The following is a 25,419-nucleotide window of genomic DNA, read 5'->3' as shown; positions in this document are numbered from 1 at the left end:
GATCGTGACGGCAGACCGCCGCCCGCTCTTGATCGTGTGCTAGCGACCGCCCGACACGTCGAGGATCGCGCTGGTGACATAGGAAGCCTCGTCCGAGATCAGCCAGACGATGGCGTTGGCGATTTCATCGGCGGTGCCGACACGCTTCATCGGCACCATATGGGCAAGCCGGTGCGCGCGATCGGGCTCGCCCCCCGCGGCGTGGATGTCGGTGTCGATCAGTCCGGGCCGGATGCCGGCGACGCGGATGCCCTCATTCGCGACTTCGTAGCCGAGGCCAATCGTGAAGGAATCGATCGCGCCCTTGGAAGCGGCATAGTCGACATAGGTGTTGGGCGCACCGAGCTTCGCCGCCACCGAGGACAGGTTGACGATGACGCCGCCCTTGCCGCCGTGCTTGGTCGACATGCGCTTCACCGCCTCGCGCGCACACAGGATGCTGCCGGTGACATTCACTGCCATCATCTGCTGGATACGCTCGGCCGACATCTCGTCGACACGCACGCCGCTCTTGCCGACGATGCCGGCATTGTTGACGAGCGCGCCGAGCGTGCCGAAGCCGTCGGCCGCCTTGAACAGCGCCAGGATGTCCTGCTCGCTGCCGACATCGCATTTCACCGCGATCGCCTTGCCGTTGCTGGCTTCGATCGCGGCGACGACCTCGTCCGCCGCGGTCTTGTTGGATGCATAGCCGACCACGATGCGATAGCCGCGCGCGGCGGCAGCGAGCGCGGCGGCGCGGCCGATGCCGCGGCTGCCGCCGGTGATGACAACGACCTTATCCGTCACTTTGATCCCCAAATGTGAGCAACCAACAGATCGCGGCGCCCGAGCCGATCGGACGCCGCGCGCGATACGACCTTAGAGGTCCAGCACCAGGCGGGCCGGATCCTCCAGGCTCTCCTTGACGCGCACCAGGAAGGTAACCGCTTCCTTGCCGTCGATGACGCGGTGATCATAGGACAGCGCCAGATACATCATCGGGCGCACCTCGATCTTGCCGCCGACCACCATCGGCCGCTCCTGGATCTTGTGCATGCCGAGGATGCCGGACTGCGGCGCATTCAGGATCGGCGTCGACATCAGCGAACCGTAGATGCCGCCATTGGTGATGGTGAAGGTGCCGCCCTGCATCTCGTCGATCTTGAGTTGGCCGTCGCGGGCGCGGCGGCCGTAGTCGGCGATCGACTTCTCGATGTCGGCGATCGACTTGTGGTCGCAGTCGCGCACCACAGGCACCACGAGGCCGCGGTCGGTGCCGACCGCAACGCCGATGTGATAGTAGTTCTTGTAGATCAGGTCAGAGCCGTCGATTTCGGCGTTGACCGCCGGAATGTCCTTTAGCCCCTGCACGACCGCCTTGGTGAAGAAGCCCATGAAGCCGAGCTTCGAGCCGTGTTTCTTCTCGAACGTGTCCTTGTAGAGGGCCCGCAGCTTCATCACCTCGGTCATGTCGACCTCGTTGAAGGTCGTCAGCATCGCGGCGGTGTTCTGCACGTCCTTGAGGCGGCGCGCGATGGTCTGGCGCAGCCGGGTCATCTTCACGCGCTCCTCGCGCGCGGCGTCGTCCGCCGGCGACGGCGCACGAACCTGCACGGCGGCGGCCGGCTGGTTGACCGGGGTCGGCGCCGAGGCGGCCTTCTCGATCGCGGCCAGCATGTCGCCCTTGGTCACGCGGCCGTCCTTGCCCGAGCCGGGAACGGTGGACGCATCGATGCCGCTTTCAGCGGACAGCTTGCGGACCGAGGGTGCCAGCGGCGCATCCGCCGGCGGCGCCTTCGGCGCAGCGGCAGCAGCCGGCGCAGCAGCGGCAGCCGGTGCGGCGGCCTTGGCGGGAGCCGCAGCAGCCGGCTTGGCGGCCGGAGCGGCGCCGTCATTGATCTGTCCGAGCAGCGCGCCGACGGCGACCGTCTCGCCGTCCTTGGCGATGATCTCGCCGAGCGTACCGGCCACCGGCGCGGGCACCTCGATGGTGACCTTGTCGGTCTCCAGCTCCACCAACGGCTCGTCCACCGCGACAGCTTCACCGGCCTTCTTGAACCAGCGGCCGATCGTGGCCTCGGTCACGGATTCGCCGAGCGTTGGAACGCGAATTTCAGTCATGGTCTTTTCCTCGATAACCCTGCGGTCGCAAAATTTGCGGTCGTGAAACTTGTCCGCCACCGCCCGCAAAGCGAGCGATCCGGTACTCCGTGACGACAGCACTTCTGCTGGATGACGCGGGATACCGGATGCCCCGCATTCGCGGGGCATGGCTTCAATGAAAGTCGTTAGTTCAGTGCGTCGTCGAGCAGCGCCTTGAGCTGCGCCAGATGTTTCGACATCAAGCCGGTCGCGGTTGCCGCCGATGCCGGACGGCCGGCATAGCGCGGACGCCTGTTGGGTGCGTGGATCTGGTTGAGCACCCATTCCAGATAGGGCTCGATGAAGTGCCAGGAGCCCATATTGCGCGGCTCTTCCTGGCACCAGACCACTTCGGCGTTCTTGAAGCGGCCGAGCTCCTGCACCAGCGCCTTCAGCGGCACCGGATAGAGCTGCTCGACGCGCATCAGATAGATGTCATCGATGTCGCGCTTCTCACGCTCCTCGTAGAGATCGTAGTAGACCTTGCCGGAGCACAGCACGACGCGGCGAATCTTGTCGTCCGGCACCAGCTTGATCTTCTCGTCCGGCAGCATCTGCGCGTCATCGTACAGAATGCGGTGGAACGTGGCGTTCTTGCCGAGCTCCTCGAGCTGCGACACCGCGCGCTTGTGGCGCAGCAGCGACTTCGGCGTCATCAGGATCAGCGGCTTGCGGATCTCGCGATGCAGCTGGCGCCGCAGCACGTGGAAGTAGTTCGCCGGCGTGGTCGGATTGACCACCTGCATGTTGTCTTCGGCGCACATCTGCAGGTAACGCTCGAGGCGCGCGGAGGAATGCTCCGGTCCCTGCCCTTCGTAGCCGTGCGGCAGCAGGCAGACGAGGCCCGACATGCGCAGCCACTTGCGTTCGCCCGAGGAGATGAACTGGTCGAACACCACCTGCGCGCCGTTGGCGAAGTCGCCGAACTGCGCTTCCCAGAGCGCCAGCGCATTCGGCTCGGCCAGCGAGTAGCCGTATTCGAAGCCGAGCACCGCCTCTTCCGACAGCAGCGAGTTGATGACCTCGTAGTGGCCGGTGTCTTCGCCGCCGAGATGGTTGAACGGCGTGTAGCGGCTCTCGTCCTCCTGGTCGATCAGCACTGAATGGCGCTGCGAGAAGGTCCCGCGCTCGGAATCCTGGCCGGACAGTCGCACATGATGACCTTCCTGCAGCAGCGTGCAGAATGCCAGGGCCTCGCCGGTGGCCCAGTCGATCCCGACACCGCTATCGATCGCCTTGGCGCGATTGTCGAGGAAACGCTGGATGGTGCGGTGGACGCGGAAGCCGTCCGGCACCTTGGTGATCTTGCGGCCGATATCCTTGAGAACGGCGACATCGACGCCGGTGACTCCGCGGCGGGCGTCCTCTTCCTGGTCGGCGATCTTGAAGCCTGCCCACTTGCCGTCGAGCCAGTCGGCCTTGTTCGGCTTGTAGCCGGCGCCGGCTTCAAGCTCGGCGTCGAGCCGCGCGCGCCAGTCGGCCTTGGCCTTCTCGACCTCGCCCTCGGTCAACACGCCGTCAGCGACCAGCCGCTTGGCGTAGATCTCGAGCGTTGACGGGTGAGAAGCGATCTTCTTGTACATCACCGGCTGGGTGAAGGCCGGCTCGTCGCCCTCGTTGTGGCCGTGGCGCCGGTAGCAGAACATGTCGATGACGACCGGCTTGTGGAATTTCTGCCGGAACTCGATCGCGACCTTGGCCGCGAACACCACGGCCTCCGGATCGTCGCCATTCACGTGGAAGATCGGCGCATCGATCATCTTCGCTACGTCGGACGGATAGGGCGACGAGCGCGAGTAGCGCGGGTAGGTGGTGAAGCCGATCTGGTTGTTGACGATGAAATGCAGCGAGCCACCGGTGCGATAGCCCTTCAGGTCGGACAGGCTGAAGCATTCAGCCACCACGCCCTGGCCTGCGAATGCCGCGTCGCCGTGCATCAGCAGCGGCAGCACGGAGATACGCATATCCGGCGGATCGCCGTGCTGGTCCTGCTTGGCGCGCACCTTGCCCATCACGACCGGATCGACGATCTCGAGATGCGACGGGTTTGCGGTCAGCGACAGATGGATGTTGTTGCCGTCGAACTCGCGGTCCGAGGAGGCGCCGAGGTGATACTTGACGTCGCCCGAGCCTTCGACCGAGTCGGGGTTGGCCGAACCACCCTTGAACTCATGGAACAGCGCGCGGTGCGGCTTGCCCATCACCTGGGTCAGCACGTTGAGGCGGCCGCGATGCGGCATGCCGACCACGATCTCCTTCACGCCGAGATTGCCGCCGCGCTTGATGATCTGCTCGAGCGCCGGGATCAGCGATTCACCGCCATCGAGGCCGAAGCGCTTGGTGCCGGTGAACTTGGTGTCGCAGAACTTCTCGAAGCCGTCCGCCTCGATCAGCTTGTTGAGGATCGCGCGGCGCCCCTCGGGCGTGAACGAGATCTCCTTGTCCGGCCCCTCGATGCGCTCCTGGATCCACGCCTTCTGCGCGGCGTTCGAGATGTGCATGAATTCGACGCCGAGCGTCTGGCAGTAGGTGCGTTCGCAGATCTGCACGATCTCGCGCAGCGTGCCGTATTCGAGGCCGAGCACGTGGTCGAGGAAGATCTTGCGATCGAAGTCCGCCTCGGTGAAGCCGTAGGAGCGCGGATCGAGCTCCTCGCGGTCGCGCGGCGCCTCGATGCCGAGCGGATCGAGCTTGGCGTGGAAATGGCCGCGCATGCGGTAGGCGCGGATCAGCATCAGTGCGCGAACCGAATCGCGGGTGGCCTGATGGACGTCGGCATCGGACAGTTCGGCGCCCTTGGCCTGCGCCTTGGCCGCGAGCTTGGTGCCGACCGCCTTCTCGACCTGGGCCCAGTTGCCGTCGAGCGCCGAGGTCAGCTCGTCGCGCGGCGTCACCGGCCAGTTGTCGCGGCCCCACGAGGCGCCCTCGGCGTTCTTCTGGACATCGGCCGGGGCGTCCTTCAGGCTTTTGAAGAAATCCTGCCACTCGGCGTCGACCGACGACGGGTCCTGCTCGTAGCGGGCGTAGAGGTCGTCGATGTAGGCGGCGTTGGTCCCCTGCAGGAATGATGAGAGTGCAAAAGCGGCGTTCGCGTCTTGGCGAGACATGGGCAGTCCTGGTGATTTTTTCGGTTCGCGCGTAGGAGACGGCGCTGATGCCGGTCTGGAAGTGCGCCGGCTGGATTGATACCCTTTACCCTATCTAGGACAGATATTCCTGCCTAAAAGAACTAAGAAATGAATTTATTTTCATTTTTTATTGATCGGCATTCCGGCACCAAAACGCAATAAAAGAGCGGGTTCCCCAAGGAGAACCCGCCCCAAATCACGCCGAACCTCGAAGGGAACTCGCCGGACGGCGGTTACTTCAGCATTTCCGCGAGCGTATGCCCGAGGCGCGCCGGCGACGGCGAGACCCTGATGCCGGCGGCTTCCATCGCCGCGGTCTTGGAACCGGCGTCGCCCTTGCCGCCCGAGATGATCGCGCCGGCATGGCCCATGCGGCGGCCGGGAGGTGCGGTGACACCGGCAATGAAGCCGACCATCGGCTTCTTGCGGCCGCGCTTGGCCTCATCCTTGAGGAACTGGGCGGCGTCTTCCTCGGCGGAGCCGCCGATTTCGCCGATCATCACGATCGACTTGGTCTTCTCGTCGGCCAGGAACATCTCCAGCATGTCGATGAACTCGGTGCCCTTGACAGGGTCGCCGCCGATGCCGACCGCGGTGGTCTGGCCGAGACCCTCCTGGGTGGTCTGGAACACCGCCTCATAGGTCAGGGTGCCGGAGCGGGAGACGATGCCGACCGAGCCGGGCTTGAAGATGTTGGCCGGCATGATGCCGATCTTGCATTCGCCGGCGGTCATCACGCCGGGGCAGTTCGGCCCGATCAGCCGCGACTTCGAGCCCGACAGCGAGCGCTTCACACGCACCATGTCGAGCACCGGGATGCCCTCGGTGATGCAGACGATCAGCGGGATTTCCGCGTCGATCGCCTCGCAGATCGCGTCGGCTGCGCCCGGCGGCGGGACATAGACCACGCTGGCGTCGGCGCCGGTCTTCTCGCGCGCTTCGGCGACGGTGTCGAACACCGGCAGGTTGAGATGGGTCGAGCCGCCTTTGCCCGGCGCCACGCCGCCGACCATCTTAGTGCCGTAAGCGATCGCCGCTTCCGAATGGAACGTGCCGTTCTTGCCGGTGAAGCCCTGGCAGATGACCTTGGTGTTCTTGTCGATCAGAATGGACATGGTTCGAGATGCTTTCGCGAGACGATCGGTGATGGGACTCTATGGTTTGAGCATGATCTTGTCGGAAAACCGGAGACCACTTTTCAGGATCATGCTCAGTGAATACGCCGGTACACGCCGGTGAGCACGTCGGCCCACCCTTCCGCGTCAGGCGAGAACTGGATTTTCATGTTGTAGGTGTTGTCGTCGACGACCTCGTAGACGTGACGGGCATTGCCGCGCAGCGAGCCGCGCACCAGGATCAGCGACTTGCCCGCCCATCTACCGGACGCCGGTGACGGCGGGTAGTAGCCGAGCGAGTCGTGCCAGAACAATTTGTAGGCCCGATCGTCGCGGTCGTAGGTGAACACGCCGTGGGTGGCGAAGCTCTCCTTGCCGTCGCGGGTCTGCACGCTGTCCTGGATCAGGTAGAAGCCGTTGAGCGCGATGCGCGCAACGACCTGCGAGGTGGCCGGACCGCCCGCGGTCCAGCGCGACGGATAGACCATCTCTTCGCCGCTCCACTCGCCCGCAAACGCCGCGAGCTTGCGGTGTTCGTCCAGCGGTGTCGGAGCGTCGAGATGATCGGCCATCGTTAGCCTCCCTTGACGGCTTTCACGATCTTCTGTGCAGCGTCATCGAGGTTGTCGGCGGGCAGGACGTTGAGGCCGCTCTCGCGGATGATCTTCTTGCCCTGCTCGACATTGGTGCCTTCGAGGCGCACCACCAGCGGAACCTTGAGGCCGACCTGCTTCACCGCGGCGACCACGCCCTCGGCGATCACGTCGCACTTCATGATGCCGCCGAAAATGTTGACCAGGATGCCCTTCACGTTCGGATCGGCGGTGATGATCTTGAACGCGGCCGCGACCTTCTCCACGCTGGCGCCGCCGCCGACGTCGAGGAAGTTCGCCGGCTCCATGCCGTACAGCTTGATGATGTCCATGGTCGCCATGGCAAGGCCGGCGCCGTTGACCATGCAGCCGATCGTGCCATCGAGCGCGACGTAGTTGAGGTCGTATTTCGACGCCTCGATCTCCTTGGCGTCTTCCTCGGTCTCGTCGCGCAGCGCGACCACGTCCGGATGACGATAGAGTGCGTTGCTGTCGAACGACACCTTGGCGTCGAGCACGCGAAGCTGGCCCTGCTTGGTGACGACGAGCGGATTGATCTCGAGCATCGCCATGTCCTTGGCGGCGAAGGCGGCATAGAGCTGGCCGGTCAGCTTCTCGGCCTGCTTGGCGAGATCGCCGGTCAGCTTCAGCGCCTTGGCAACCGTGCGGCCGTGATGCGGCATGATGCCGGTCGCGGGATCGACCGAGAACGAGACGATCTTTTCCGGGGTCGAATGCGCGACCTCTTCGATATTCACGCCGCCTTCGGTCGACACCACAAAGGAAATTTCGGAGGTCTCGCGATTGACCAGGATCGAGAGGTAGAACTCCTTGTCGATGTCGGAGCCTTCCTCGATGTAGAGGCGATTGACCTGCTTGCCGTGCGGACCGGTCTGCACCGTGACCAGCGTCGCGCCGAGCATCTGCTTGGCGAATTCGGCGACCTCGGCGGCCGATTTGGCGATGCGGACGCCGCCCTTGTCGCCGGCCGATGCTTCCTTGAACTTGCCCTTGCCGCGGCCGCCGGCATGGATCTGGCTCTTCACCACCCAGATCGGGCCGGGCAGCTGCTTGGCCGCCGCGTCGGCCTCTTCCGGCTTCAGCACCGGCACGCCGCGCGAGATCGGCACGCCGAATTCATGCAGCAAAGCCTTGGCCTGGTATTCATGGATATTCATGGAAAGACGCTCCCAAACCCTCGTGCGGCGACCTTTTACGTCAGCCTTGAGACTGGCATACCATATACCAAAGCTCGCGCAACTAAAAAATCCGCCGGAATTTCATCGCCTTGCACCCGACAGGCGATTGAAACCGCCTATCGGGCCATTGCCAATCGAGATTACTTGCCGAGCAGATCGGGCGCGATCTTCTTGCAGGCGTCGACCAGGCCCTGCACCGCACCGACCGACTTGTCGAAAGCCTCGCGGTCCTTGCCCGCCAGTTCGATCTCGACGATGCGCTCGACACCCTTGGCGCCGACCACGACCGGCACGCCGACATACATGTCCTTCACGCCGTACTCGCCGTTGAGATAGGCGGCGCAGGGCAGCACGCGCTTCTTGTCCTTCAGGTAGCTCTCGGCCATCGCGATCGCGGACGCAGCCGGCGCGTAGAAGGCGGAGCCAGTCTTGAGCAGGTTGACGATCTCGGCGCCGCCGTTGCGTGTGCGATCGACGATCTCATCGATGCGCGCCTGCGAGGTCCAGCCCATCTTGACGAGGTCGGGCAGCGGAATGCCGGCGACAGTCGAGTAGCGGGTCAGCGGCACCATGGTGTCGCCGTGGCCGCCGAGCACGAAGGCGGTGACGTCCTCGACCGAGACGTGGAATTCGTCGGCCAGGAAATAGCGGAAACGCGCGGAGTCGAGCACGCCGGCCATGCCGACCACCTTCTTGTGCGGCAGGCCCGAGGCCTTCTGCAGCGCCCACACCATGGCGTCGAGCGGGTTGGTGATGCAGATGACGAAGGCGTCGGGCGCGTACTTCTTGATGCCGGCGCCGACCTGCTCCATGACCTTGAGGTTGATGGAGAGGAGATCGTCGCGGCTCATCCCGGGCTTGCGCGGCACGCCGGCGGTGACGATGCAGACCTTGGCGCCGTCGAGCGCTTCATAGGAATTGGCGCCGACCAGATTGGAATCGAAACCGTCGACCGGCGACGACTGCGCAATGTCGAGCGCTTTGCCCTGCGGCACGCCCTCGGCAATATCGAACAGCACGACGTCTCCGAGTTCCTTGAGGCCGACGAGGTGCGCCAGCGTTCCGCCGATCTGTCCGGAGCCAATCAGAGCAATCTTGTCGCGTGCCATGGGAAATCAGTCCTTTGAACTGTGTACGGGAGGGAGGGAAGTCGGTTGCAAGGGTGGTTATCCCTTTCGAATGATCCATTCAAGTCGCGGCCTGCCCGATTGCGGGCCCTGCCTGGAATTCGAACAGGCATGCCAGCAACATCCGCCCCGGAGACACGAAAAGTTGCGCCGAACCGGACCGCGCGCGAGACGAAATATCGAGACTGAATTCAGGTCTCGACAAGGCCAGTCGACGCGCCGCTCGCCGAGGAGTCCTTCCGGCCGTGCGGCAGCGCCAGGTAGGATTCCGAGCTCATTTCGATCAGGCGCGAGGACGTGCGCTTGAACTCCATCGCCTCGACACCGTCGGTCGCGAGGTACAGCGACACCGGATCGGCCTCGGCCGAGGCCATCAGCTTCACGGCATTGTCATAGAGCGTGTCGATCAGCGAAATGAAGCGCTTGGCGGCATTGCGCTCGGCGTAATCCATCACCGGAATGTGGTCGATCAGGATCGTGTGGTAGTCGTGCGCGAGCCTGAGATAATCGGACGCGGCAAGCGGCTTCTCGCAGATGTCCATGAAGCTGAAGCGCGCGACGCCGTGCGCCGAGCAGGGCACGTTCAGGATGCGTCCCTTGATCGGAATGAGGCGTGCCTTGCACGGGGCATTGCCGGTCATCTTCCGCCAGGCCGCGTTGAGCGCGGCATCGGCCGCGTCATCCGCGGGCACCAGCCACATCTTGACGCCGACGAGTTTCTCCAGCCGGAAGTCGGTGCGCGCATCGAGCCGCAGCACGTCCATGTGGTCGGAGATCTGCGCGATGAACGGCAGGAACAGCGCGCGATTGAGCCCGCCCTTGTAGAGATCGTCAGGCGCAACGTTCGAGGTCGCGACCACCACGGTGCCGAGATCGAACAGCTTGGCGAACAGCCGGCCGAGGATCATCGCATCGGCGATGTCGGTGACGTGAAATTCGTCGAAGCAGAGCAGCCAGGCTTCGTCGAAGATCGCCTGCGCTGTGAGCGCGATCACGTCGCCGTCCGCGATCTCGCCGCGCGCGATCTGCTGACGGTAGCCGTAGATGCGCTCATGCGCCTCGGCCATGAATTCGTGGAAGTGCGCGCGGCGCTTGTGTTCGACCGGGCTCTGCTGGAAGAACAGATCCATCAGCATGGTCTTGCCGCGACCGACCTCGCCGTGGACGTAGAGCCCGCGCGGCGGCTTGTCGTCCTTGTCGCCGCCGAACAGCCGCCCGAACAGGCCTTGCTTGCGCTGCGGCTTGTAGCTCGCGAGCCGCTCATCCAGCGCGCCGAATGCCTCGGCGGCGCGGGCCTGGGCGGGATCGGCCTCGATCGCGCCGGAGGCGACCAGGGATTTGTAGAGCTCGAGAAAGGAACTGGGCGAGGTGGACAGCATGAGCCCACCTTACGGCCCTAGTGTGCGGCAAATTGCAAGCCGTGAATTGTGCCAGTGGGGTATGCACTTTCCTCTCCCTCGCCCCGCTCTTGCGGGGAGAGGGCTGGGGTGAGGGGCTCTCACCACCCGACGCGCTCTATCGACGGACCCGTACCCCCTCACCCGGATCGCATCTTCGATGCGATCCGACCTTTCCCCGCAAGCGGGGCGAGGTGAAGAGGCTCACGCGCAGAGCGCGTAGGAATCCTCGACCACATAGGGGCCGCCGCCTGTCGACGCGCGCGACGAGAACAGCACGAAGCGGTCCGCCAGGAAGCTGCGGCTCGGGAAGTAGCCGCGCACGGACAGATAATCCGCGACGTCCTGGCTCGAAGCGTCATGCAGACGAGCGAGCGTGACATGTGGCGTGAATTTCCTGCCCTCGGGATCGAGCCCCATCCGCTGCATCATCCGCTCGAGCTCGGCCTGCAGTTCGATCAGCGGCCGGCTCGGCTCGACGGCGGCAACCACCGCGCGCGGCTTGCGTCCGCCGAAGCTCGACAGGCCCTGCAATTTGACCTCGAACGGCTTGCGGTTTACCCGAAACAACATCGTCGCGATCTCGTTGGCCCACATGCCATCGATATCGCCGATGAAGCGCAGAGTGACATGATAATTTTCGGGATCGATCCAGCGTGCGCCGGGAAGGCCGCCACGCAAGCTGGAGAGGGTTTGGCCGATATCGGCCGGAATTTCCAGTCCAGTGAACAGACGCGGCATCGCAATAATCCTCGATGCTTGGCGCGGGTTTTGGGAGCCCGCACCCTGTAACGGCCCGGCGACGAATCACCGATGCCTATTTGTACCCGAGATATGTGACTCTGCGAAGCATGACCCGTTAACAGCTCGTAAACCTACGGACACGGCACGGCTCACTGCCTGCGCTTCAACTGCGTTGCCCTGATATTGCGCCGAGAAATGCCTCCACTGTGGGCAGGATATTTTTCACAACGATGTCCACACCTGCTGCCGTCGGATGCATGCCGTCGGCCTGGTTGAGTTTCGCGTCGGCGGCAACCCCATCGAGGAAGAACGGATAGAGCGGCACGCCAAGGGTCTTCGAGAGATCCGGATAGATCGCGTTGAACTTCGCTGCATACTCACTGCCATAGTTCGGTGGCGCGAGCATGCCGCACAAGAGCACGGCGATCTTGCGCGCCTGCAACTTTGTGATGATGTCGGAGAGCGCGGCACGCGTGACGGCGGGATCGATGCCGCGCAAGGCATCGTTGGCGCCAAGCTCGACAATCACGGCATCGGTTCCATCAGGCACCGACCAGTCGAGTCGCTCGCGGCCGCCCGAGGCGGTGTCGCCGGACACCCCGGCATTGCTCATCTCGACCTTTATCCCCTTGGCTTCCAACGCCTTTTGCAGCCGGATCGGGAATGCCGCCGGGCCTGGGAGGCCGTACCCGGCGCTCAGGGAATCGCCCAGAACCACCATCTTGATCGGCTTCGCCGGGCCCTTCTCCGGGCCATTCTCCAGCCTTGGCGTCTGCGCGCTGGCCGCCGTCATCAAGCCCATAAGCAACACGAGTATGTGCACGAAGATTCTCAACCGGCCCTCGACCGCAGACGCGGAAGTGCCATATGACCGAACCATGGACAGTCTCATCGAATCCTCTTCACTGACCGACGTCGAGCCGGACACCATTGCCGTCAGGAACGTCAATCTCTCGCTCGGCACCGGCGCGGCACGGGTCCATATCCTCAAAGATATCAGCCTTCGTGTGGCAGCGGGTGAGGCCATCGGCCTGATCGGCCCGTCGGGCTCGGGCAAGTCGACCTTGCTGATGGTAATGGCGGGGCTCGAACGTCCTGACAGTGGAGAAGTGGTCGTCAACGGCACCTCGTTCAATGCCCTCGACGAAGATGCGCTGGCGCGCTTCCGCGGCCGCCAGGTCGGCATCGTCTTCCAGTCATTCCATCTGATCCCGACCATGACGGCGCTGGAGAACGTGGCGGTGCCGCTCGAGCTCGCCGGCAATCCCGATGCCGCTGCGCGCGCCGCGCAGGAGCTGCAATCGGTCGGGCTCGGCGAGCGGCTGCATCATTATCCGACGCAACTCTCCGGCGGCGAGCAGCAGCGCGTCGCGATCGCGCGCGCGCTCGCGCCCGATCCCGCGATCCTCGTTGCCGACGAGCCGACCGGGAATCTCGACGAGACGACAGGCAAGCAGATCGTCGACCTGCTGTTCACCAAGCACGCCGAGCGCGGCATGACGCTGGTGCTGGTGACGCACGATCTCGCGCTCGCGCAGCGCTGCGACCGCGTCGTGCGGCTGCGCTCCGGCCGCATCGACGGACAATCCACGACATGAGCATCGCGTCCGAAGCCGCGGTGCAGGGCCGCGCGTCGTCGCTTGCCTTCCGTTATGCGCTGCGCGAATTGCGCGGCGGCCTGCGCGGCTTCTACGTGTTCATCGCCTGCATCGCGCTCGGCGTGATGGCGATTGCCGGCGTCGGCTCGGTCGCCGCGAGCCTTGGCGACGGCCTGTCCCGCGAGGGACGTACGCTGCTCGGCGGCGACGTCGCATTCTCGCTGATCTCGCGCGAGGCCAAACCCAACGAGGTCGCCTATCTGCGCACGCGCGGCGAGGTTTCGATCGCGGCCACGCTGCGCGCGATGGCCCGCAGCAATGACGGCAAGCTGGCGCTGGTCGAGCTGAAGGCCGTCGACGGCAAATATCCGATGCTCGGCGAGCTGACGCTCGAGCCGAACATGCCGGTCGCCGATCTGCTTGCCGAACGCGACGGCGTCTACGGCGCGGCCGCCGATTCGACGTTGCTGGCGCGGCTCGACCTGAAGCTCGGTGACCGCGTCACCATCGGCAGTGCGACCTACCAGATCCGCAGCGTGGTGGTGGCCGAGCCCGACAAGCTTGCCGGCGGCGTCGGCCTCGGGCCGCGCTTCCTGGTCAGCGAAGCCAGCCTGCACGCCACCGACCTGCTGCAACCGGGCAGCCTGGTGCGCTGGATCTACCGCGTGAAGCTGCCTGACGGCGCCAACGACGATCGCGCCACCACCGCGCTGATCGACGGCGCGCGGACCGCCGCGCCGGAGGCCGGCTGGGAGCTCCGCAGCCGCAGCAATGCCTCGCCGCAGCTCGAGCGCACCATCAACCGCTTCACCCAGTTCCTGACCCTGGTCGGCCTCGCGGCGCTACTGGTCGGCGGTGTCGGCGTCGCCAACGCGGTGAAGAGCCATATCGACCGGCGCCGCGACGTCATCGCTTCGTTCAAGGCGCTCGGCGCCACCGGCCGCGACGTCTTCACGATCTACTGCACGCAGGTGGTGGTGCTGGCCGGGATCGGCTCGGCGATCGGGCTCGTGCTCGGCGCCGCGCTCCCCTTCGTCATCGTCGGCCTGTTCGGCAAGCTGCTGCCGCTGCCGGTAGTGCCCGCGCTGCATCCCGACGAGCTCGCGCTGTCCTTCCTCTACGGCCAGCTCACCGCGCTGGCGTTCGGGCTGTGGCCACTCGGCCGGGTGCATGACGTGCCGGTCGCGGCGCTGTTCCGCGAGACCGTCGCCAGCGAGTGGCATCGCCCGCGCTGGAGCTATCTGGCGCTGATGGCCGTGGTGATCGCGCTCCTGATCGGAGTCGCGATCGGGCTTGCCTATGACAAGCGGGTCGCTGCCGTGTTCGTCGCCTCGTCGATCGCGGTGTTCCTGCTGCTGCGCGGAATCGCCGAGCTCCTGATGGCGGTGGCGCGGCGGCTGCCGCGCAGCCGCATGACCATGCTGCGGCTCGCGATCGCCAACATCCACCGGCCGGGCGCGCTGACGCCGTCGGTGGTGCTGTCGCTGGGGCTCGGGCTGGCGGTGCTCGTCACCATCACCCAGATCGACGGCAATCTGCGCCGGCAATTCCTGGCCGCCCTGCCGGAGCGGGCGCCGTCGTTCTTCTTCATCGACATCCCCTCCACCGAGGCCGACCGCTTCAATGCCTTCCTGGCGAAGGTCGCCGCCGGCTCGACCGTCGAGGATGTACCGATGCTGCGCGGACGGATCGTGGCCGCGCGCGGCGTCAAGGCCGACCAGCTCAAGCCGTCGGTCGATTCGGAGTGGGTGCTGCAGAGCGACCGGGGCCTGACCTACACCGGCGAAATTCCCAAGGGCTCGAAGATCGTCGAGGGCGAATGGTGGGGGCCGGACTACAGCGGGCCGCCGCTGGTCTCGATGGAGAAGAAGATCGCCGACGGCCTGTCGTTGAAGATCGGCGACGAGATCGTCGTCAACGTGCTCGGACGCGACGTGCCGGCGAAAATCGCCAACCTGCGCAACATCGACTGGCAGGGCCTCGGCATCAATTTCGTGCTGGTGTTCTCGCCGAATGCCTTCAGGGGTGCGCCGCACAGCCATGTCGCGACCCTGACGGAACCACACGCCGATTCCGCCGACGACGCGCGCATCATCAAGCAGGTCGCCGACGCGTTCCCGATGGTGACCAGCGTGCGGGTCCGCGAGGCGCTGGAGACGGTCGGCAGCGTGGTCAGCAATCTGGTGCTGGCGATCCGCGGCGCCAGCGCCGTGACGCTGATCTCCGCGATCCTGGTGCTCGGCGGCGCGCTCGCCGCCGGACACCGCCACCGCGTCTATGACGCCGTGATTCTCAAGACGCTCGGCGCCACGCGGGTGCGACTGCTCGGCGCCTACGCGCTGGAGTATCTGATGATCGGTTTTGCAACCGCGGTGTTCGGGGTGATCGCCGGCTCGATCGCGGCCTGGCTGATCGTGACTAGGCTGATGACGCTGAGTTTTATCTGGCAGGCCGGCAGCGCCGCGCTGGTCGTGGTCGCCGCGCTGGTCGTCACGGTCGGACTGGGGCTCGCCGGGACGCTGCTCGCGCTAAACCAGAAGCCGGCCTCAGTGTTGCGGAATTTGTGACAAAATGTAGCGGCGCGAGCGCCGTTTTTGCCTATGATGCTAGGGCAGAGCGACATTCGGCCGCGCGTGGAAGCTTGCGTCGGATGTGTTAATTTCCCACATACCAATCGGGTCGGATAGTCGGTTTGAATGACACGGAATTAATGTTCCGCAAACCGAGCCATCTGAGATAGATTTACGACCGGCGCCGCAAATCCCTTGCGCTCCACCGGGACCAACCACGGGAATTCGACCATGTCGGACCTAGACCGCAACTACGCTTCTCCTTTCGGCCGGGCCGCCGGGCGCATTGACGCTGCGGCCGTCGACGCCGGTCTGCGCGCCTACATGCTGCGCATCTACAACTACATGAGCATCGGCCTGGCCATCACCGGCCTCGCCGCGCTCGGCGTCTACATGGGTGCGGTGACGACCGACCAGTCGGCCGCCGTCGCCAAGTTCGGCAACGCCTATCTGACGCAGTTCGGCTACGCGATGTTCGTGAGCCCGCTGAAGTGGCTGTTCATCCTCGCCCCTCTGGCGATGGTGTTCGTCATCTCGGCCGGCATCAACCGCCTGCAGCCCGCGACCGCCCAACTCCTGTTCTGGGTGTTCTCGGCGCTGATGGGTCTGTCGCTGTCGTCGATCTTCCTGGTGTACACGCACACCTCGATCGTGCGCGTGTTCTTCATCACCGCGGCAACGTTCGGTGCGCTGAGCCTCTACGGCTACACCACCAAGCGTGACATGAGCGGCATGGGCTCGTTCCTGTTCATGGGTCTGATCGGCATCATCATCGCGAGCCTGGTCAACCTGTTCCTGGCGAGCTCGGCGCTGCAGTTCATCGTGTCGGTGGTCGGCGTGCTGGTGTTCGCGGGCCTCACCGCCTGGGACACCCAGCGGCTGAAGAACGACTACATCTACGGCTACGCCTCGCAGGGTGGCGTGATGGCAGAGCGTGCGGCAATCACTGGTGCGCTGTCGCTCTACCTGAACTTCATCAACCTGTTCACGCTGCTCCTGCAGCTGCTCGGCCAGCGCGACTAAGCGCCTCGAGCGAGCCGATCAAATCCAAGCCCCGGCCATTCCGCCGGGGCTTTTCTTTTGGGCGAGGCGAGATGTGATGTAGCCCGGATGAAGCGCAAGCGAAATCCGGGACAGGCTCATCCGCGGCTTCAACGGCCCCGGATTGAGCGGAGCCTGCCATCGAGCGCGTTCGCGCGGCCCGTTGGCTCCATCCGGGCTGCAAGCAGACTGACCTGACGCGCTTAGACCAGCGACAGCTTGCGGTCGATCACGAACAGCACGCGTTCGAGTTCATGGCCGCGGCGCAGGATCAGGCCGGTCGCGGAAATCACGCTGTACATGCCCTGCTTGCGCGCAAGCCGGGGGTCCTTCTCGATCCGGTAGATCGGCACTTCCGACGCGCGCCGGAACACCGAGAACACGGCCCGATCCTTCAGGAAGTCGATCGCATAATCGCGCCACTCGCCGTCGGCGACCATGCGGCCGTAGAGATTGAGAATGCGGTTGAGTTCAAGTCGATTGAAAGTCACGCGATTGGGCTGAGGGGTCGCGGCGGCGGTGCGCGCCGCGGCACGACTCCCGCTCGGATCAGTGTCCTCCGAGATCAAACTCATCGAGCGCCTCCTGTCACCTCGGTGGCGATCGGGTTCCGAAGGCCCCTCTTCGGGATCGTCACGAGAGTGACATGATCGCGCTAAGCGCGCGGGCCCGCAAGGGGCCAATCGCAATGCAACCGGGCCTTAACCACCGCCGCGCGCGGCGGATTGTCCGAAAAACCGCAGAGTCACGGGAACGTTAGCGGAATCATATTGCTGCCCCACTTCCGCCCATCGCCCGCCCCGCTGCCCTGCGAAAAGGAAACCCTGCGTTGGCCCGGTCCTTTCGGTTCCGGATTCCTCAGCCCCCAGCCCCCCGGGGCCGTCGGGATCGGGCCTGTTCGCAGGGGAGTCAAATCCCAACACTGGGCCAACGAAAGTTGGTCCTTTTTGTTTTGGGGCCTGCGCAAGCGAGACGCGCGCGCCAAGCACCGGCGCCTTCCTTTCGGCAGATCACTGAATGCAGGTTTGTCGCCATGCGGCTGCACGAAAACATGCGTGCGACCGGCGGAAGCCAGCGCATCGCGCCTTACCGCAGCGAGGCGCTAGTGAAGTGAGGTGAAGGCAGCGCCGAGCATCGGGCCCGGCTTGTCGCGGTTGCCGTCCTGGACGTACACCGCCGCAGCATCGACACCGTCACGCGTGATGTTCTCCAGCGGCACGGTCCAGCTCCCGGACGAACCGTTCCAGTCACCGACCTTGAGGAGATTGCGCACGACGTTGTGGTAGGTGATCTCGCGGCCGCGGTTCTCGCCGCGCGCGATCGAGATCGGCACCGACTTCGAGATCGAGCAGATCCAGACCTCGCCGCGCGACACGGCCGGCGACTTCGATGCGGCGACCGACACGTTGATCTGCTTTCCGCTCAGCGTCATCGTCACGGGCACCGACATCACGCTGCCGCTCCTTTCGGTGTCCTTGATGGCGTCCTCGATACTGGCGCGATCGCTGCCGATCACATGCGCGGAGCCATTGATCACGGCTTGCGGCGTGTAGACGTCGCGGTCGCCGCGAACATGCGAATAGGCCTTCTGGCGCGCGCTGAAACGGGAATCGGCCAGCGTGTCCTTCCAGCCGAGATAGTCCCAATAGTCGATCGGCATGCTCAGCGCGATGACGTTGGGGTCCTTCGCGAGGTCACCGATGATCTTGTCCGCGGGCGGACAGGACGAGCATCCCTGCGAGGTGAAGAGTTCGACGACGGCACGCGGATCGGCGTGGGCGGGGCGGATGATCGCGACGATTGCGCAGATACCAAGGGCGCTGGACCATCGCGAGATACAGTTATAGGCCATCATCGCTGTCATACTGCGAACCAGTCGTGATGATTTCCATCCGTAATTGTACGGAGCATGAAGTCTGTCCCTGAACTTGCGTGCCCCAAAACGCGAGAAAGCGGCCTTTTCATAGGCCGCCTTCTTTTTAGCCGCTACTCACTAAGCAGTGAGGCACCGATCACAAATCCGCGTTGGAGCATGGTCCGGAAAAGTGTGAAACGGTTTTCCGGACAGACCATGCTCAAACAAAGGGGCCTTAGGCCGCGAGTTTGCGCAGCACATAATGCAGGATGCCGCCGTTGCGATAGTAGTCGAGCTCGTCCAGCGTATCGATCCGGCAGAGCAGCGGGACATCCTTTTTGCCGCCGTCAGCGGAGACGATCTCGGCCGTTAGCGTCTGGCGCGGCTTCAGGTCGCCCTGCAGCCCGCGGATCGTGACCTTCTCGTCGCCCTTGAGGCCGAGCGAGGACCACGACGTGCCGTCCTGGAAGGTGAGCGGAAGCACACCCATGCCGACCAGGTTGGAGCGATGGATGCGCTCGAAGCTCTGGCAGATCACCGCGCGCACGCCGAGCAGGCGCGTGCCCTTTGCGGCCCAGTCGCGCGACGAGCCGTTGCCGTATTCGGCGCCGGCGAACACCACCAGCGGCACGCTCTCCTGCTGGTACTTCATCGCGGCGTCGTAGATCGACATCTGCTCGCCGTCGGGCCAGTGCTTGGTCAAACCGCCTTCCGGAATATTGCCGTCGGCACCCTTCAGCATGAAGTTCTTGATGCGGATGTTGGCGAAGGTGCCGCGCATCATCACTTCATGGTTGCCGCGCCTCGTGCCGTACTGGTTGAAGTCGGCGGGACGCACCTGGTGCTCGCTGAGGAACTTGCCGGCGGGTGAGGTCAGCTTGATCGAACCGGCCGGCGAGATGTGGTCGGTGGTGATCTTGTCGCCGAACATCGCGAGGATCCGCGCGTCGACCACGTCGGTGACCGGATCCGGCTGCTTCTTCATGCCCTCGAAATAGGGCGGGTTCTGCACATAGGTCGAGCTCATGTTCCAGCGATAGGTCTCGCTTTCCGTGGTCTTGATCTTGCGCCAGTTGGTATCGCCCTTGAACACGTCGGCGTACTTCTTCTTGAAGATCGTCGCGGTGACGTACTTCTTCATGAAGGCGTTGATCTCCTTGGCGGTCGGCCAAATGTCCTTGAGGAACACCGGCTTGCCGTCCTTGCCGATGCCGAGCGGCTCGACCGCGAGATCCTTGGTCACGGTGCCGGCGATCGCATGCGCGACGACGAGCGGCGGCGAGGCGAGGTAGTTCGCCTGCACGTCGGGCGAGACGCGGCCTTCGAAGTTGCGGTTGCCCGACAGCACGGCGGCGGCGACGATGCCGTTTTCGTTGATTGACTTCGAGATGTCTTCCGGCAGCGGGCCGGAATTGCCGATGCAGGTCGTGCAGCCGAAGCCGACGAGGTTGAAGCCGACCTTGTCGAGATCGGCCTGCAGGCCAGAATTGGCGAGATACTCCGCCACCACCTGGCTGCCCGGCGCGAGCGAGGTCTTCACCCACGGCTTGGCCTTGAGGCCCTTGGCGGCCGCCTTGCGCGCCAGCAGGCCGGCGCCGATCAGCACGCTCGGATTGGAGGTGTTGGTGCAGGAGGTGATCGCCGCGATCACGACGTCGCCATGGCCGAGATCGAAGTCACGGCCCTCGACCGCATAACGCTTCTGCTCGCCCTCGGGCTTCTTGTATTCGCCGACCAGCGCGGTCGCGAAACCGGTCGACACCGCCGGCAGCGCGATGCGGCCTTCGGGGCGCTTCGGCCCGGCCATCGACGGCACGACGTCGCCGAGGTCGAGCGTCAGCGTGGTAGTGAACACCGGGTCAGTCGACTTGGCGGTGCGGAACAGGCCCTGCGCCTTGGCGTAGGACTGCACCAGCTTGACGCGATCGGCCTTGCGGCCCGAGGTCTTCAGGTAATCGATGGTCGCGGCGTCGACCGGGAAGAAGCCGCAGGTCGCGCCATATTCGGGCGCCATGTTGCCGATGGTCGCCTTGTCCGCGACCGAGAGATAGTCGAGGCCCGGGCCGAAGAATTCAACGAACTTGCCGACCACGCCGAGCTTGCGCAGCATCTGGGTGACGGTCAGCACGAGGTCGGTCGCGGTGACGCCTTCCTTGAGCTGGCCCTTGAGCTTGAAGCCGACCACTTCGGGCAGCAGCATCGACAGCGGCTGGCCGAGCATGCAGGCCTCCGCCTCGATGCCGCCCACGCCCCAGCCGAGCACAGCGAGGCCGTTGACCATCGTGGTGTGCGAGTCGGTGCCGACCAGCGAGTCGGGATAGGCGACCTCGAAGGTGCCGGTCTTCCGGCCGACCGTCATCTTCTCCTTCTTGGTCCACACCGTCTGCGCGAGATATTCGAGGTTGACCTGGTGGCAGATGCCGGTGCCGGGCGGCACCACCGAGAAGTTCGAGAACGCCTTCTGGCCCCACTTCAGGAACTCGTAGCGCTCCTGGTTCTGCTTGTATTCCTCGGTGACGTTCTTCGCGAACGCCTTGTTGTCACCGAAGAAGTTGACGATCACCGAGTGGTCGATGACGAGATCGACCGGCACCAGCGGGTTGATCTTCTCGGCATCGCCGCCGAGGTTCTGCATCGCGTTGCGCATCGCCGCGAGGTCGACCACGGCCGGGACGCCGGTGAAATCCTGCATCAGGACGCGCGCCGGGCGGAACGCGATTTCGTGCTCGAGCTGGCGCTTCTTCAGCCACTTCGACACCGCAACGATGTCTTCCTTCTTGACGGTGCGGCCGTCCTCGTTGCGCAGCAGGTTCTCCAGCAGAACCTTCATCGAATACGGCAGCTTCGAAATCCCCTTCAGTCCGTTCTTCTCTGCCTGGGGCAGGCTGTAATAGACGTAGGACTTGCCGCCGACCTTCAGGGTCTTGCGGCATTTGAAGCTGTCGAGCGAGGTCATGCGAGGAATCCCAATTCTCAGTTATACCCGGCAAGGGTAACTAAACACCGGCGATCGACACTGGCCAAGGGATGGCCTGGGGTGGGTTGCGGCCGCCGACTGTGTGTGCTGCATCAAGTTCCGGGCTTATAGAACCTTTCTAGAAGCGCCGCCACACCGACAAGCGTGCGACAGCGTTGCGCGACCCAAAAATTCTCACGCGGTAGCGAAAGATTTCAGAGGGCTGTGACAAGACGAACCATGCGGCTCTCGGGACGAAATCTGAAATGCGTGCGCGGCGGACGCGAGGTGTTTTCCGGCCTCGATCTGTCGGCCACGTCAGGCGAGGCACTCGCCATCACCGGCCCCAATGGCGCCGGCAAGACCTCGCTGCTGCGCGTCCTCGCCGGGCTATTGGTTCCCGCCGAGGGTGTGGTCGCGCTCGAAGGCGGCGACGCCGAGCTCAGCCTGCCTGAGCAGGCCCACTATCTCGGCCACCGCGACGCCCTGAAGCCGGCGCTGAGCGTTGCGGAAAATCTGTCCTTCTGGCGGGAATTTCTCGGCGGCGAGACCAAGGATGCCGGGCAGTGCCTTGCCGCCGTGGCGCTCGACCACGCCGCGCACCTGCCGGCGGCCTATCTTTCCGCCGGCCAGCGCCGCCGCCTGTCGATCGCGCGCCTGCTCTCGGTGCGGCGGCTGGTGTGGCTGCTGGACGAGCCGACATCGGCGCTCGACGCGGCCGGACAGGCGCTGTTCGTCGGGCTGATGCGTGACCATCTCGCACAGGGCGGCCTGATCGTCGCGGCGACGCACCTGCCGCTCGGCATCGACGCGCGCGATCTGCGGATGGGAGGCGCGGCATGAGCGCGCTTGGCGCCTTGATCCGGCGCGACATCCGCATCGCGCTGCGCGTCGGCGGCGGCGCGCTGATCGGCGTGCTGTTCTTCCTCACCGTCACGGTGCTGATGCCGTTCGCGGTGGGCCCGGATCTCGCGCTGCTGTCGCGGCTCGGCCCCGCCATCCTCTGGCTCGGCGCGTTGCTGGCGAGCCTGCTCACGCTCGACCGCCTGTTCACGGCCGACCACGAGGACGGCTCGCTCGACCTCATCGTGATGAGCCGGACGCCGCTGGAACTCGCCTGCGCCGCCAAGGCGCTGGCGCACTGGATCGCCGCCGGCCTGCCGCTGATCATCGCAACCCCGGTGCTCGGCCTGCTGCTCAATCTCGACGGCACCGCGACGCTCGCGGTCGCCGCAACGCTGCTGGCGGGAACACCGGCGCTGACCTTCACCGGCATGATCGGCGCGGCCCTGGCGGTGACGCTGCATCGCGGCGGGCTATTGCTGGCGGTGCTGGTGCTGCCGCTGTCGATCCCGGTGCTGATCTTCGGGGTTGCGGCCTCGCAGGCGGCGATATCGGGCCCCCCGCCCTTTGGAACACCATTCTCGATCCTCTGCGCGCTGTCACTTGCCAGCCTCGTGATCGGCCCCTTTGCCGCCGCCGCGAGCCTGCGGCACGGGCTGGACTGAAATGAGCCCGATCAAATCTCGCCGGGAGGAGATCGGCCGATTGCCTGCGACACATCGGACGATTATCAGGGTGCCATGACGCTGACCGACCTCGCCAATCCGACCAAGTTTCTGGCGCTGACCGCGCGCATGCTGCCGTGGCTCGCGGGCGTGACCGCTATCCTGCTCGCGATCGGGCTCTACCAGTCGGCGATGGCGCCCGACGACTACCAGCAGGGCGCGACGGTCAAGATCATGTTCATCCACGTGCCGAATGCGTGGCTGTCGATGTTCGTCTGGGGCGTCATGAGCGTGGCCGCGCTCGGCACCCTCGTGTGGCGGCATCCGCTCGCCGACGTCGCCGCGAAAGCCGCAGCTCCGATCGGCGCCGCCTTCACCTTGCTTGCGCTCGTCACCGGCTCGCTGTGGGGCCGGCCGATGTGGGGCACCTATTGGGAGTGGGATGCACGCCTGACCTCGGTCTTGATCCTGTTCCTGATGTATCTCGGCCTGATGGCGCTGTGGCGCGCGGTGGAGGACCCGTCGCGTGCGGCGCGGGCGGCGGCGGTGCTCACGCTGGTAGGCGCGATCAACATCCCGATCATCAAGTTCTCGGTCGACTGGTGGAACACGCTGCATCAGCCGGCCTCGGTGTTTCGCGCGGGCGGGCCGACGCTCGACAAGGCGTTCCTGTGGCCGCTGCTGGTGATGGCGATCGCGTTCTCGCTGCTGTTCATCACCTTGCACCTAGCGGCGATGCGCAACGAGATCCTGCGCCGGCGCGTTCGCAGCCTGCAGATGATGCAGGCGAGCCGCGTCTCGTTCACGAGCGAGGTGGGCGGCGGTTCGCAGGCAACCGCGTCAAACGAAATTGGAGCGGCGTGATACGATGGCGCTTGGTCCCTACGCCTCCTTTATCGTGACCTCCTATGCGCTGGTCGCGGCGGTCGTGCTGCTGCTGATCGTCTGGATCATCGCCGACTATCGCCGGCAACAGGCGCGCCTCAGGGAGATCGAGGCCAGCGGCGTGACGCGCCGCTCGGGCCGCAGCGCGGCGGATATAAGATGAGCGATCAGGCGACCAACAGCCCGCCGCAAGCCCGCCGCCTGCTGGTGGTGCTGCCGCTGCTGATCTTCCTCGGCCTTGCCGGGCTGTTCCTGCTGCGGCTCTATGGTGGCGATCCCTCGAAAATCCCGTCGGCGCTGATCGGCCGGCCGGCGCCGCAGACCGCGCTGCCCGCGCTCGACGGCCTGGTGCGGGACGGCGCGCCTGTCCCCGGTCTCGATCCCGCCGCCTTCAAGGGCAAGGTCTCGGTCGTCAATGTCTGGGCGTCGTGGTGCGTGCCTTGTCACGACGAGGCGCCGCTGCTGACCGAGCTCGGCAAGGACAAGCGCTTCCAGATCATCGGCATCAACTACAAGGACTCGCCCGAGAATGCCCGGCGCTTCCTCGGCCGCTACGGCAATCCGTTCGGCATCGTCGGCGTCGACGGCAACGGCCGCGCCTCGATCGAATGGGGCGTCTATGGCGTGCCCGAGACCTTCCTGGTCGGGCGCGAGGGCACCATCGTCTACAAGCTGGTCGGCCCGGTGACTCCGGACAACGTCAACCGCGTGCTCAAGGCCGAGATCGAGAAGGCGCTCGCGGCGGGCAGTTGATAGCCGTTACTTGCGCTCACCTCTCCCCGTCCTTTACGGCGAGGGGCTTTGGACGGTGTTTGTAATAAACTCCGAGCCTATCCGTGGAGAGACCCTCACCCCACCCTCTCCCCGCATCCGCCTTCGCCCGAAGGCGGGCTTCGGCGGACAAGAGAGCGGGGCGAGGGAGCAGAGTGCTGATCACCCCTTCCGCACGTCGCCCGCGTCGGCCTCACTCGCCTCCAGCGAGACCGGCTCAAGGTGATAGCGCTTGGTCAGCGGCATCTGGGCGATGGCGAAGATCATGGTCAGCGGCGTCACGCCGAACACCTTGAAGTTCACCCAGAAATCCGTGGTCTGCGTGCGCCAGACAAGCTCGTTGAGCACCGCCATGCCGGCGAAGAACAGCGCCCAGCGCAGGGTGAGGATGCGCCAGCCCTGCGGCGTCAGGTTGAACACCTGGTCGAACATGATGGCGATGAAGGACCGGCCGAACAACAGCCCGCCGCCGAGCACGGCCGCGAACAGCCCGTAGATGATGGTCGGCTTGACCTTGATGAAGGTCTCGTCGTGCAGCACCAGCGTCAGCGTGCCGAACACCAAGACGATCGCGCCGGTCACCAGCGCCATGATCGGCACGTGCCTGGTCACCACATAGGATGCGATCATCGCGGCCACGATCGCCACCATGAACGCGCCGGTCGCGACGAACAGATGGTACTTGGCGTTGGCGATAAAGAACACGAGCAGTGGCCCGAGTTCGGTCGCCAGCTTGAACAGCGGATGCGGCTGGGTCTTGTCCATCAACTCTCTACTTTGATTTGAGGCATGACCCGATCCGAAAACC

Annotated in this window: 22 protein-coding genes; 8 read left to right on the top strand and 14 right to left on the bottom strand. The window is 64.9% G+C overall.

All coding sequences use genetic code 11. The features are described 5' to 3' along the window. Window positions 1–39 precede the first annotated feature (39 nt). From J2R76_RS29095 to J2R76_RS29050, 10 genes are all read right to left on the bottom strand, one after another. Window positions 40–789, bottom strand: coding sequence for an SDR family oxidoreductase (locus J2R76_RS29095; protein WP_076834703.1), 750 nt, complete (start codon window positions 787–789; stop codon window positions 40–42). Window positions 790–861: 72 nt separating this feature from the next. Then, complete coding sequence (gene odhB, locus J2R76_RS29090) at window positions 862–2,103, bottom strand: 2-oxoglutarate dehydrogenase complex dihydrolipoyllysine-residue succinyltransferase (protein WP_076834705.1); 1,242 nt, start codon at window positions 2,101–2,103, stop codon at window positions 862–864. A 167-nt stretch (window positions 2,104–2,270) separates the two neighbouring features. Then, complete coding sequence (locus J2R76_RS29085; protein ID WP_076834628.1) at window positions 2,271–5,231, bottom strand: 2-oxoglutarate dehydrogenase E1 component; 2,961 nt, start codon at window positions 5,229–5,231, stop codon at window positions 2,271–2,273. 254 nt (window positions 5,232–5,485) lie between these two features. Beyond that, the gene (gene sucD / locus J2R76_RS29080; RefSeq protein WP_028340814.1) at window positions 5,486–6,367 is read right to left on the bottom strand and encodes a succinate--CoA ligase subunit alpha; all 882 of its coding nucleotides are present in this window, start codon (window positions 6,365–6,367) and stop codon (window positions 5,486–5,488) included. Window positions 6,368–6,462: 95 nt separating this feature from the next. Next, window positions 6,463–6,939, bottom strand: a complete 477-nt coding sequence (locus J2R76_RS29075; protein ID WP_076834630.1) for a DUF1579 family protein — start codon at window positions 6,937–6,939, stop codon at window positions 6,463–6,465. Window positions 6,940–6,941: 2 nt separating this feature from the next. Next, a complete protein-coding gene (sucC, locus tag J2R76_RS29070) occupies window positions 6,942–8,138 on the bottom strand; it encodes an ADP-forming succinate--CoA ligase subunit beta (protein WP_057020926.1) in 1,197 nt (398 codons plus the stop codon). 161 nt (window positions 8,139–8,299) lie between these two features. Beyond that, entirely contained in the window at window positions 8,300–9,268 is a 969-nt protein-coding gene (mdh, locus tag J2R76_RS29065) for a malate dehydrogenase (protein ID WP_028336306.1), read from the bottom strand. A 209-nt stretch (window positions 9,269–9,477) separates the two neighbouring features. Continuing rightward, window positions 9,478–10,665 (bottom strand): cell division protein ZapE, encoded by a 1,188-nt coding sequence (gene zapE / locus J2R76_RS29060; protein ID WP_057020927.1) that lies wholly within the window; start codon window positions 10,663–10,665, stop codon window positions 9,478–9,480. A 222-nt stretch (window positions 10,666–10,887) separates the two neighbouring features. Next, window positions 10,888–11,424, bottom strand: coding sequence for an RNA 2',3'-cyclic phosphodiesterase (gene thpR / locus J2R76_RS29055; protein WP_057020928.1), 537 nt, complete (start codon window positions 11,422–11,424; stop codon window positions 10,888–10,890). Window positions 11,425–11,590: 166 nt separating this feature from the next. Further along, window positions 11,591–12,250: an arylesterase gene (locus tag J2R76_RS29050; protein WP_076834707.1), complete on the bottom strand. Its 660-nt coding sequence runs from the start codon at window positions 12,248–12,250 to the stop codon at window positions 11,591–11,593. Between the two features lie 55 nt (window positions 12,251–12,305). Here J2R76_RS29050 and J2R76_RS29045 point away from each other — a divergent pair, with 55 nt between their 5' ends. The 3 genes from J2R76_RS29045 to J2R76_RS29035 all read left to right on the top strand — a co-directional run bounded on the left by J2R76_RS29045 (window position 12,306) and on the right by J2R76_RS29035 (window position 16,618). Next, complete coding sequence (locus J2R76_RS29045; RefSeq protein ID WP_028336302.1) at window positions 12,306–13,025, top strand: ABC transporter ATP-binding protein; 720 nt, start codon at window positions 12,306–12,308, stop codon at window positions 13,023–13,025. Next, entirely contained in the window at window positions 13,022–15,592 is a 2,571-nt protein-coding gene (locus J2R76_RS29040) for an ABC transporter permease (protein ID WP_076834632.1), read from the top strand. Before J2R76_RS29045 ends, J2R76_RS29040 begins: the two co-directional genes overlap by 4 nt. 234 nt (window positions 15,593–15,826) lie before the next feature. Further along, a complete protein-coding gene (locus J2R76_RS29035; protein ID WP_021078796.1) occupies window positions 15,827–16,618 on the top strand; it encodes a Bax inhibitor-1/YccA family protein in 792 nt (263 codons plus the stop codon). 221 nt (window positions 16,619–16,839) lie between these two features. Here J2R76_RS29035 and J2R76_RS29030 read toward each other — a convergent pair whose 3' ends face one another. From J2R76_RS29030 to acnA, 3 genes are all read right to left on the bottom strand, one after another. Continuing rightward, entirely contained in the window at window positions 16,840–17,211 is a 372-nt protein-coding gene (locus J2R76_RS29030; protein ID WP_028340822.1) for a DUF2794 domain-containing protein, read from the bottom strand. Between the two features lie 527 nt (window positions 17,212–17,738). Further along, window positions 17,739–18,500, bottom strand: a complete 762-nt coding sequence (locus J2R76_RS29025) for a thioredoxin family protein (RefSeq protein ID WP_057020930.1) — start codon at window positions 18,498–18,500, stop codon at window positions 17,739–17,741. A gap of 226 nt (window positions 18,501–18,726) precedes the next feature. Continuing rightward, complete coding sequence (gene acnA / locus J2R76_RS29020) at window positions 18,727–21,447, bottom strand: aconitate hydratase AcnA (protein ID WP_076834633.1); 2,721 nt, start codon at window positions 21,445–21,447, stop codon at window positions 18,727–18,729. A 240-nt stretch (window positions 21,448–21,687) separates the two neighbouring features. On the opposite strand from acnA, the gene ccmA reads away from it, so the two are divergent. The 5 genes from ccmA to J2R76_RS28995 all read left to right on the top strand — a co-directional run bounded on the left by ccmA (window position 21,688) and on the right by J2R76_RS28995 (window position 24,593). After that, window positions 21,688–22,290, top strand: a complete 603-nt coding sequence (gene ccmA, locus J2R76_RS29015; protein ID WP_076834635.1) for a heme ABC exporter ATP-binding protein CcmA — start codon at window positions 21,688–21,690, stop codon at window positions 22,288–22,290. Beyond that, window positions 22,287–22,955, top strand: coding sequence for a heme exporter protein CcmB (gene ccmB / locus J2R76_RS29010; RefSeq protein ID WP_076834637.1), 669 nt, complete (start codon window positions 22,287–22,289; stop codon window positions 22,953–22,955). Before ccmA ends, ccmB begins: the two co-directional genes overlap by 4 nt. A 75-nt stretch (window positions 22,956–23,030) precedes the next feature. Then, on the top strand, window positions 23,031–23,819 hold the full coding sequence (locus J2R76_RS29005) for a heme ABC transporter permease (protein WP_076834639.1): 789 nt from the start codon (window positions 23,031–23,033) through the stop codon (window positions 23,817–23,819). A 4-nt stretch (window positions 23,820–23,823) separates the two neighbouring features. Then, window positions 23,824–24,003: a heme exporter protein CcmD gene (gene ccmD, locus J2R76_RS29000; RefSeq protein WP_057020935.1), complete on the top strand. Its 180-nt coding sequence runs from the start codon at window positions 23,824–23,826 to the stop codon at window positions 24,001–24,003. After that, window positions 24,000–24,593, top strand: a complete 594-nt coding sequence (locus J2R76_RS28995; RefSeq protein WP_057020936.1) for a DsbE family thiol:disulfide interchange protein — start codon at window positions 24,000–24,002, stop codon at window positions 24,591–24,593. Before ccmD ends, J2R76_RS28995 begins: the two co-directional genes overlap by 4 nt. Window positions 24,594–24,773: 180 nt before the next feature. On the opposite strand, the gene J2R76_RS28990 is transcribed toward J2R76_RS28995, so the two are convergent. After that, a complete protein-coding gene (locus tag J2R76_RS28990; RefSeq protein ID WP_057020937.1) occupies window positions 24,774–25,376 on the bottom strand; it encodes a septation protein A in 603 nt (200 codons plus the stop codon). Window positions 25,377–25,419 lie beyond the last annotated feature (43 nt).

Source organism: Bradyrhizobium sp. USDA 4532 (genome assembly GCF_024171315.1).
Classification (GTDB): Bacteria; Pseudomonadota; Alphaproteobacteria; order Rhizobiales; family Xanthobacteraceae; genus Bradyrhizobium; species Bradyrhizobium australafricanum.
This window is presented reverse-complemented; position numbering and strand designations above follow the sequence as displayed.

What these genes read in the sequence shown, in the direction of transcription:
- J2R76_RS29040 (WP_076834632.1), top strand. Translation starts at nt 13,022, where the DNA reads ATGAGCATCGCGTCCGAAGCCGCGGTGCAGGGCCGCGCGTCGTCGCTT.
- sucC (WP_057020926.1), bottom strand. Translation starts at nt 8,138, where the DNA reads ATGAATATCCATGAATACCAGGCCAAGGCTTTGCTGCATGAATTCGGC.
- J2R76_RS29045 (WP_028336302.1), top strand. Translation starts at nt 12,306, where the DNA reads ATGGACAGTCTCATCGAATCCTCTTCACTGACCGACGTCGAGCCGGAC.
- odhB (WP_076834705.1), bottom strand. Translation starts at nt 2,103, where the DNA reads ATGACTGAAATTCGCGTTCCAACGCTCGGCGAATCCGTGACCGAGGCC.
- J2R76_RS29030 (WP_028340822.1), bottom strand. Translation starts at nt 17,211, where the DNA reads ATGAGTTTGATCTCGGAGGACACTGATCCGAGCGGGAGTCGTGCCGCG.
- ccmB (WP_076834637.1), top strand. Translation starts at nt 22,287, where the DNA reads ATGAGCGCGCTTGGCGCCTTGATCCGGCGCGACATCCGCATCGCGCTG.
- J2R76_RS29025 (WP_057020930.1), bottom strand. Translation starts at nt 18,500, where the DNA reads ATGACAGCGATGATGGCCTATAACTGTATCTCGCGATGGTCCAGCGCC.
- thpR (WP_057020928.1), bottom strand. Translation starts at nt 11,424, where the DNA reads ATGCCGCGTCTGTTCACTGGACTGGAAATTCCGGCCGATATCGGCCAA.
- ccmA (WP_076834635.1), top strand. Translation starts at nt 21,688, where the DNA reads ATGCGGCTCTCGGGACGAAATCTGAAATGCGTGCGCGGCGGACGCGAG.
- J2R76_RS29005 (WP_076834639.1), top strand. Translation starts at nt 23,031, where the DNA reads ATGACGCTGACCGACCTCGCCAATCCGACCAAGTTTCTGGCGCTGACC.
- J2R76_RS29085 (WP_076834628.1), bottom strand. Translation starts at nt 5,231, where the DNA reads ATGTCTCGCCAAGACGCGAACGCCGCTTTTGCACTCTCATCATTCCTG.
- zapE (WP_057020927.1), bottom strand. Translation starts at nt 10,665, where the DNA reads ATGCTGTCCACCTCGCCCAGTTCCTTTCTCGAGCTCTACAAATCCCTG.
- J2R76_RS28995 (WP_057020936.1), top strand. Translation starts at nt 24,000, where the DNA reads ATGAGCGATCAGGCGACCAACAGCCCGCCGCAAGCCCGCCGCCTGCTG.
- sucD (WP_028340814.1), bottom strand. Translation starts at nt 6,367, where the DNA reads ATGTCCATTCTGATCGACAAGAACACCAAGGTCATCTGCCAGGGCTTC.
- acnA (WP_076834633.1), bottom strand. Translation starts at nt 21,447, where the DNA reads ATGACCTCGCTCGACAGCTTCAAATGCCGCAAGACCCTGAAGGTCGGC.
- J2R76_RS28990 (WP_057020937.1), bottom strand. Translation starts at nt 25,376, where the DNA reads ATGGACAAGACCCAGCCGCATCCGCTGTTCAAGCTGGCGACCGAACTC.
- mdh (WP_028336306.1), bottom strand. Translation starts at nt 9,268, where the DNA reads ATGGCACGCGACAAGATTGCTCTGATTGGCTCCGGACAGATCGGCGGA.
- ccmD (WP_057020935.1), top strand. Translation starts at nt 23,824, where the DNA reads ATGGCGCTTGGTCCCTACGCCTCCTTTATCGTGACCTCCTATGCGCTG.
- J2R76_RS29075 (WP_076834630.1), bottom strand. Translation starts at nt 6,939, where the DNA reads ATGGCCGATCATCTCGACGCTCCGACACCGCTGGACGAACACCGCAAG.
- J2R76_RS29035 (WP_021078796.1), top strand. Translation starts at nt 15,827, where the DNA reads ATGTCGGACCTAGACCGCAACTACGCTTCTCCTTTCGGCCGGGCCGCC.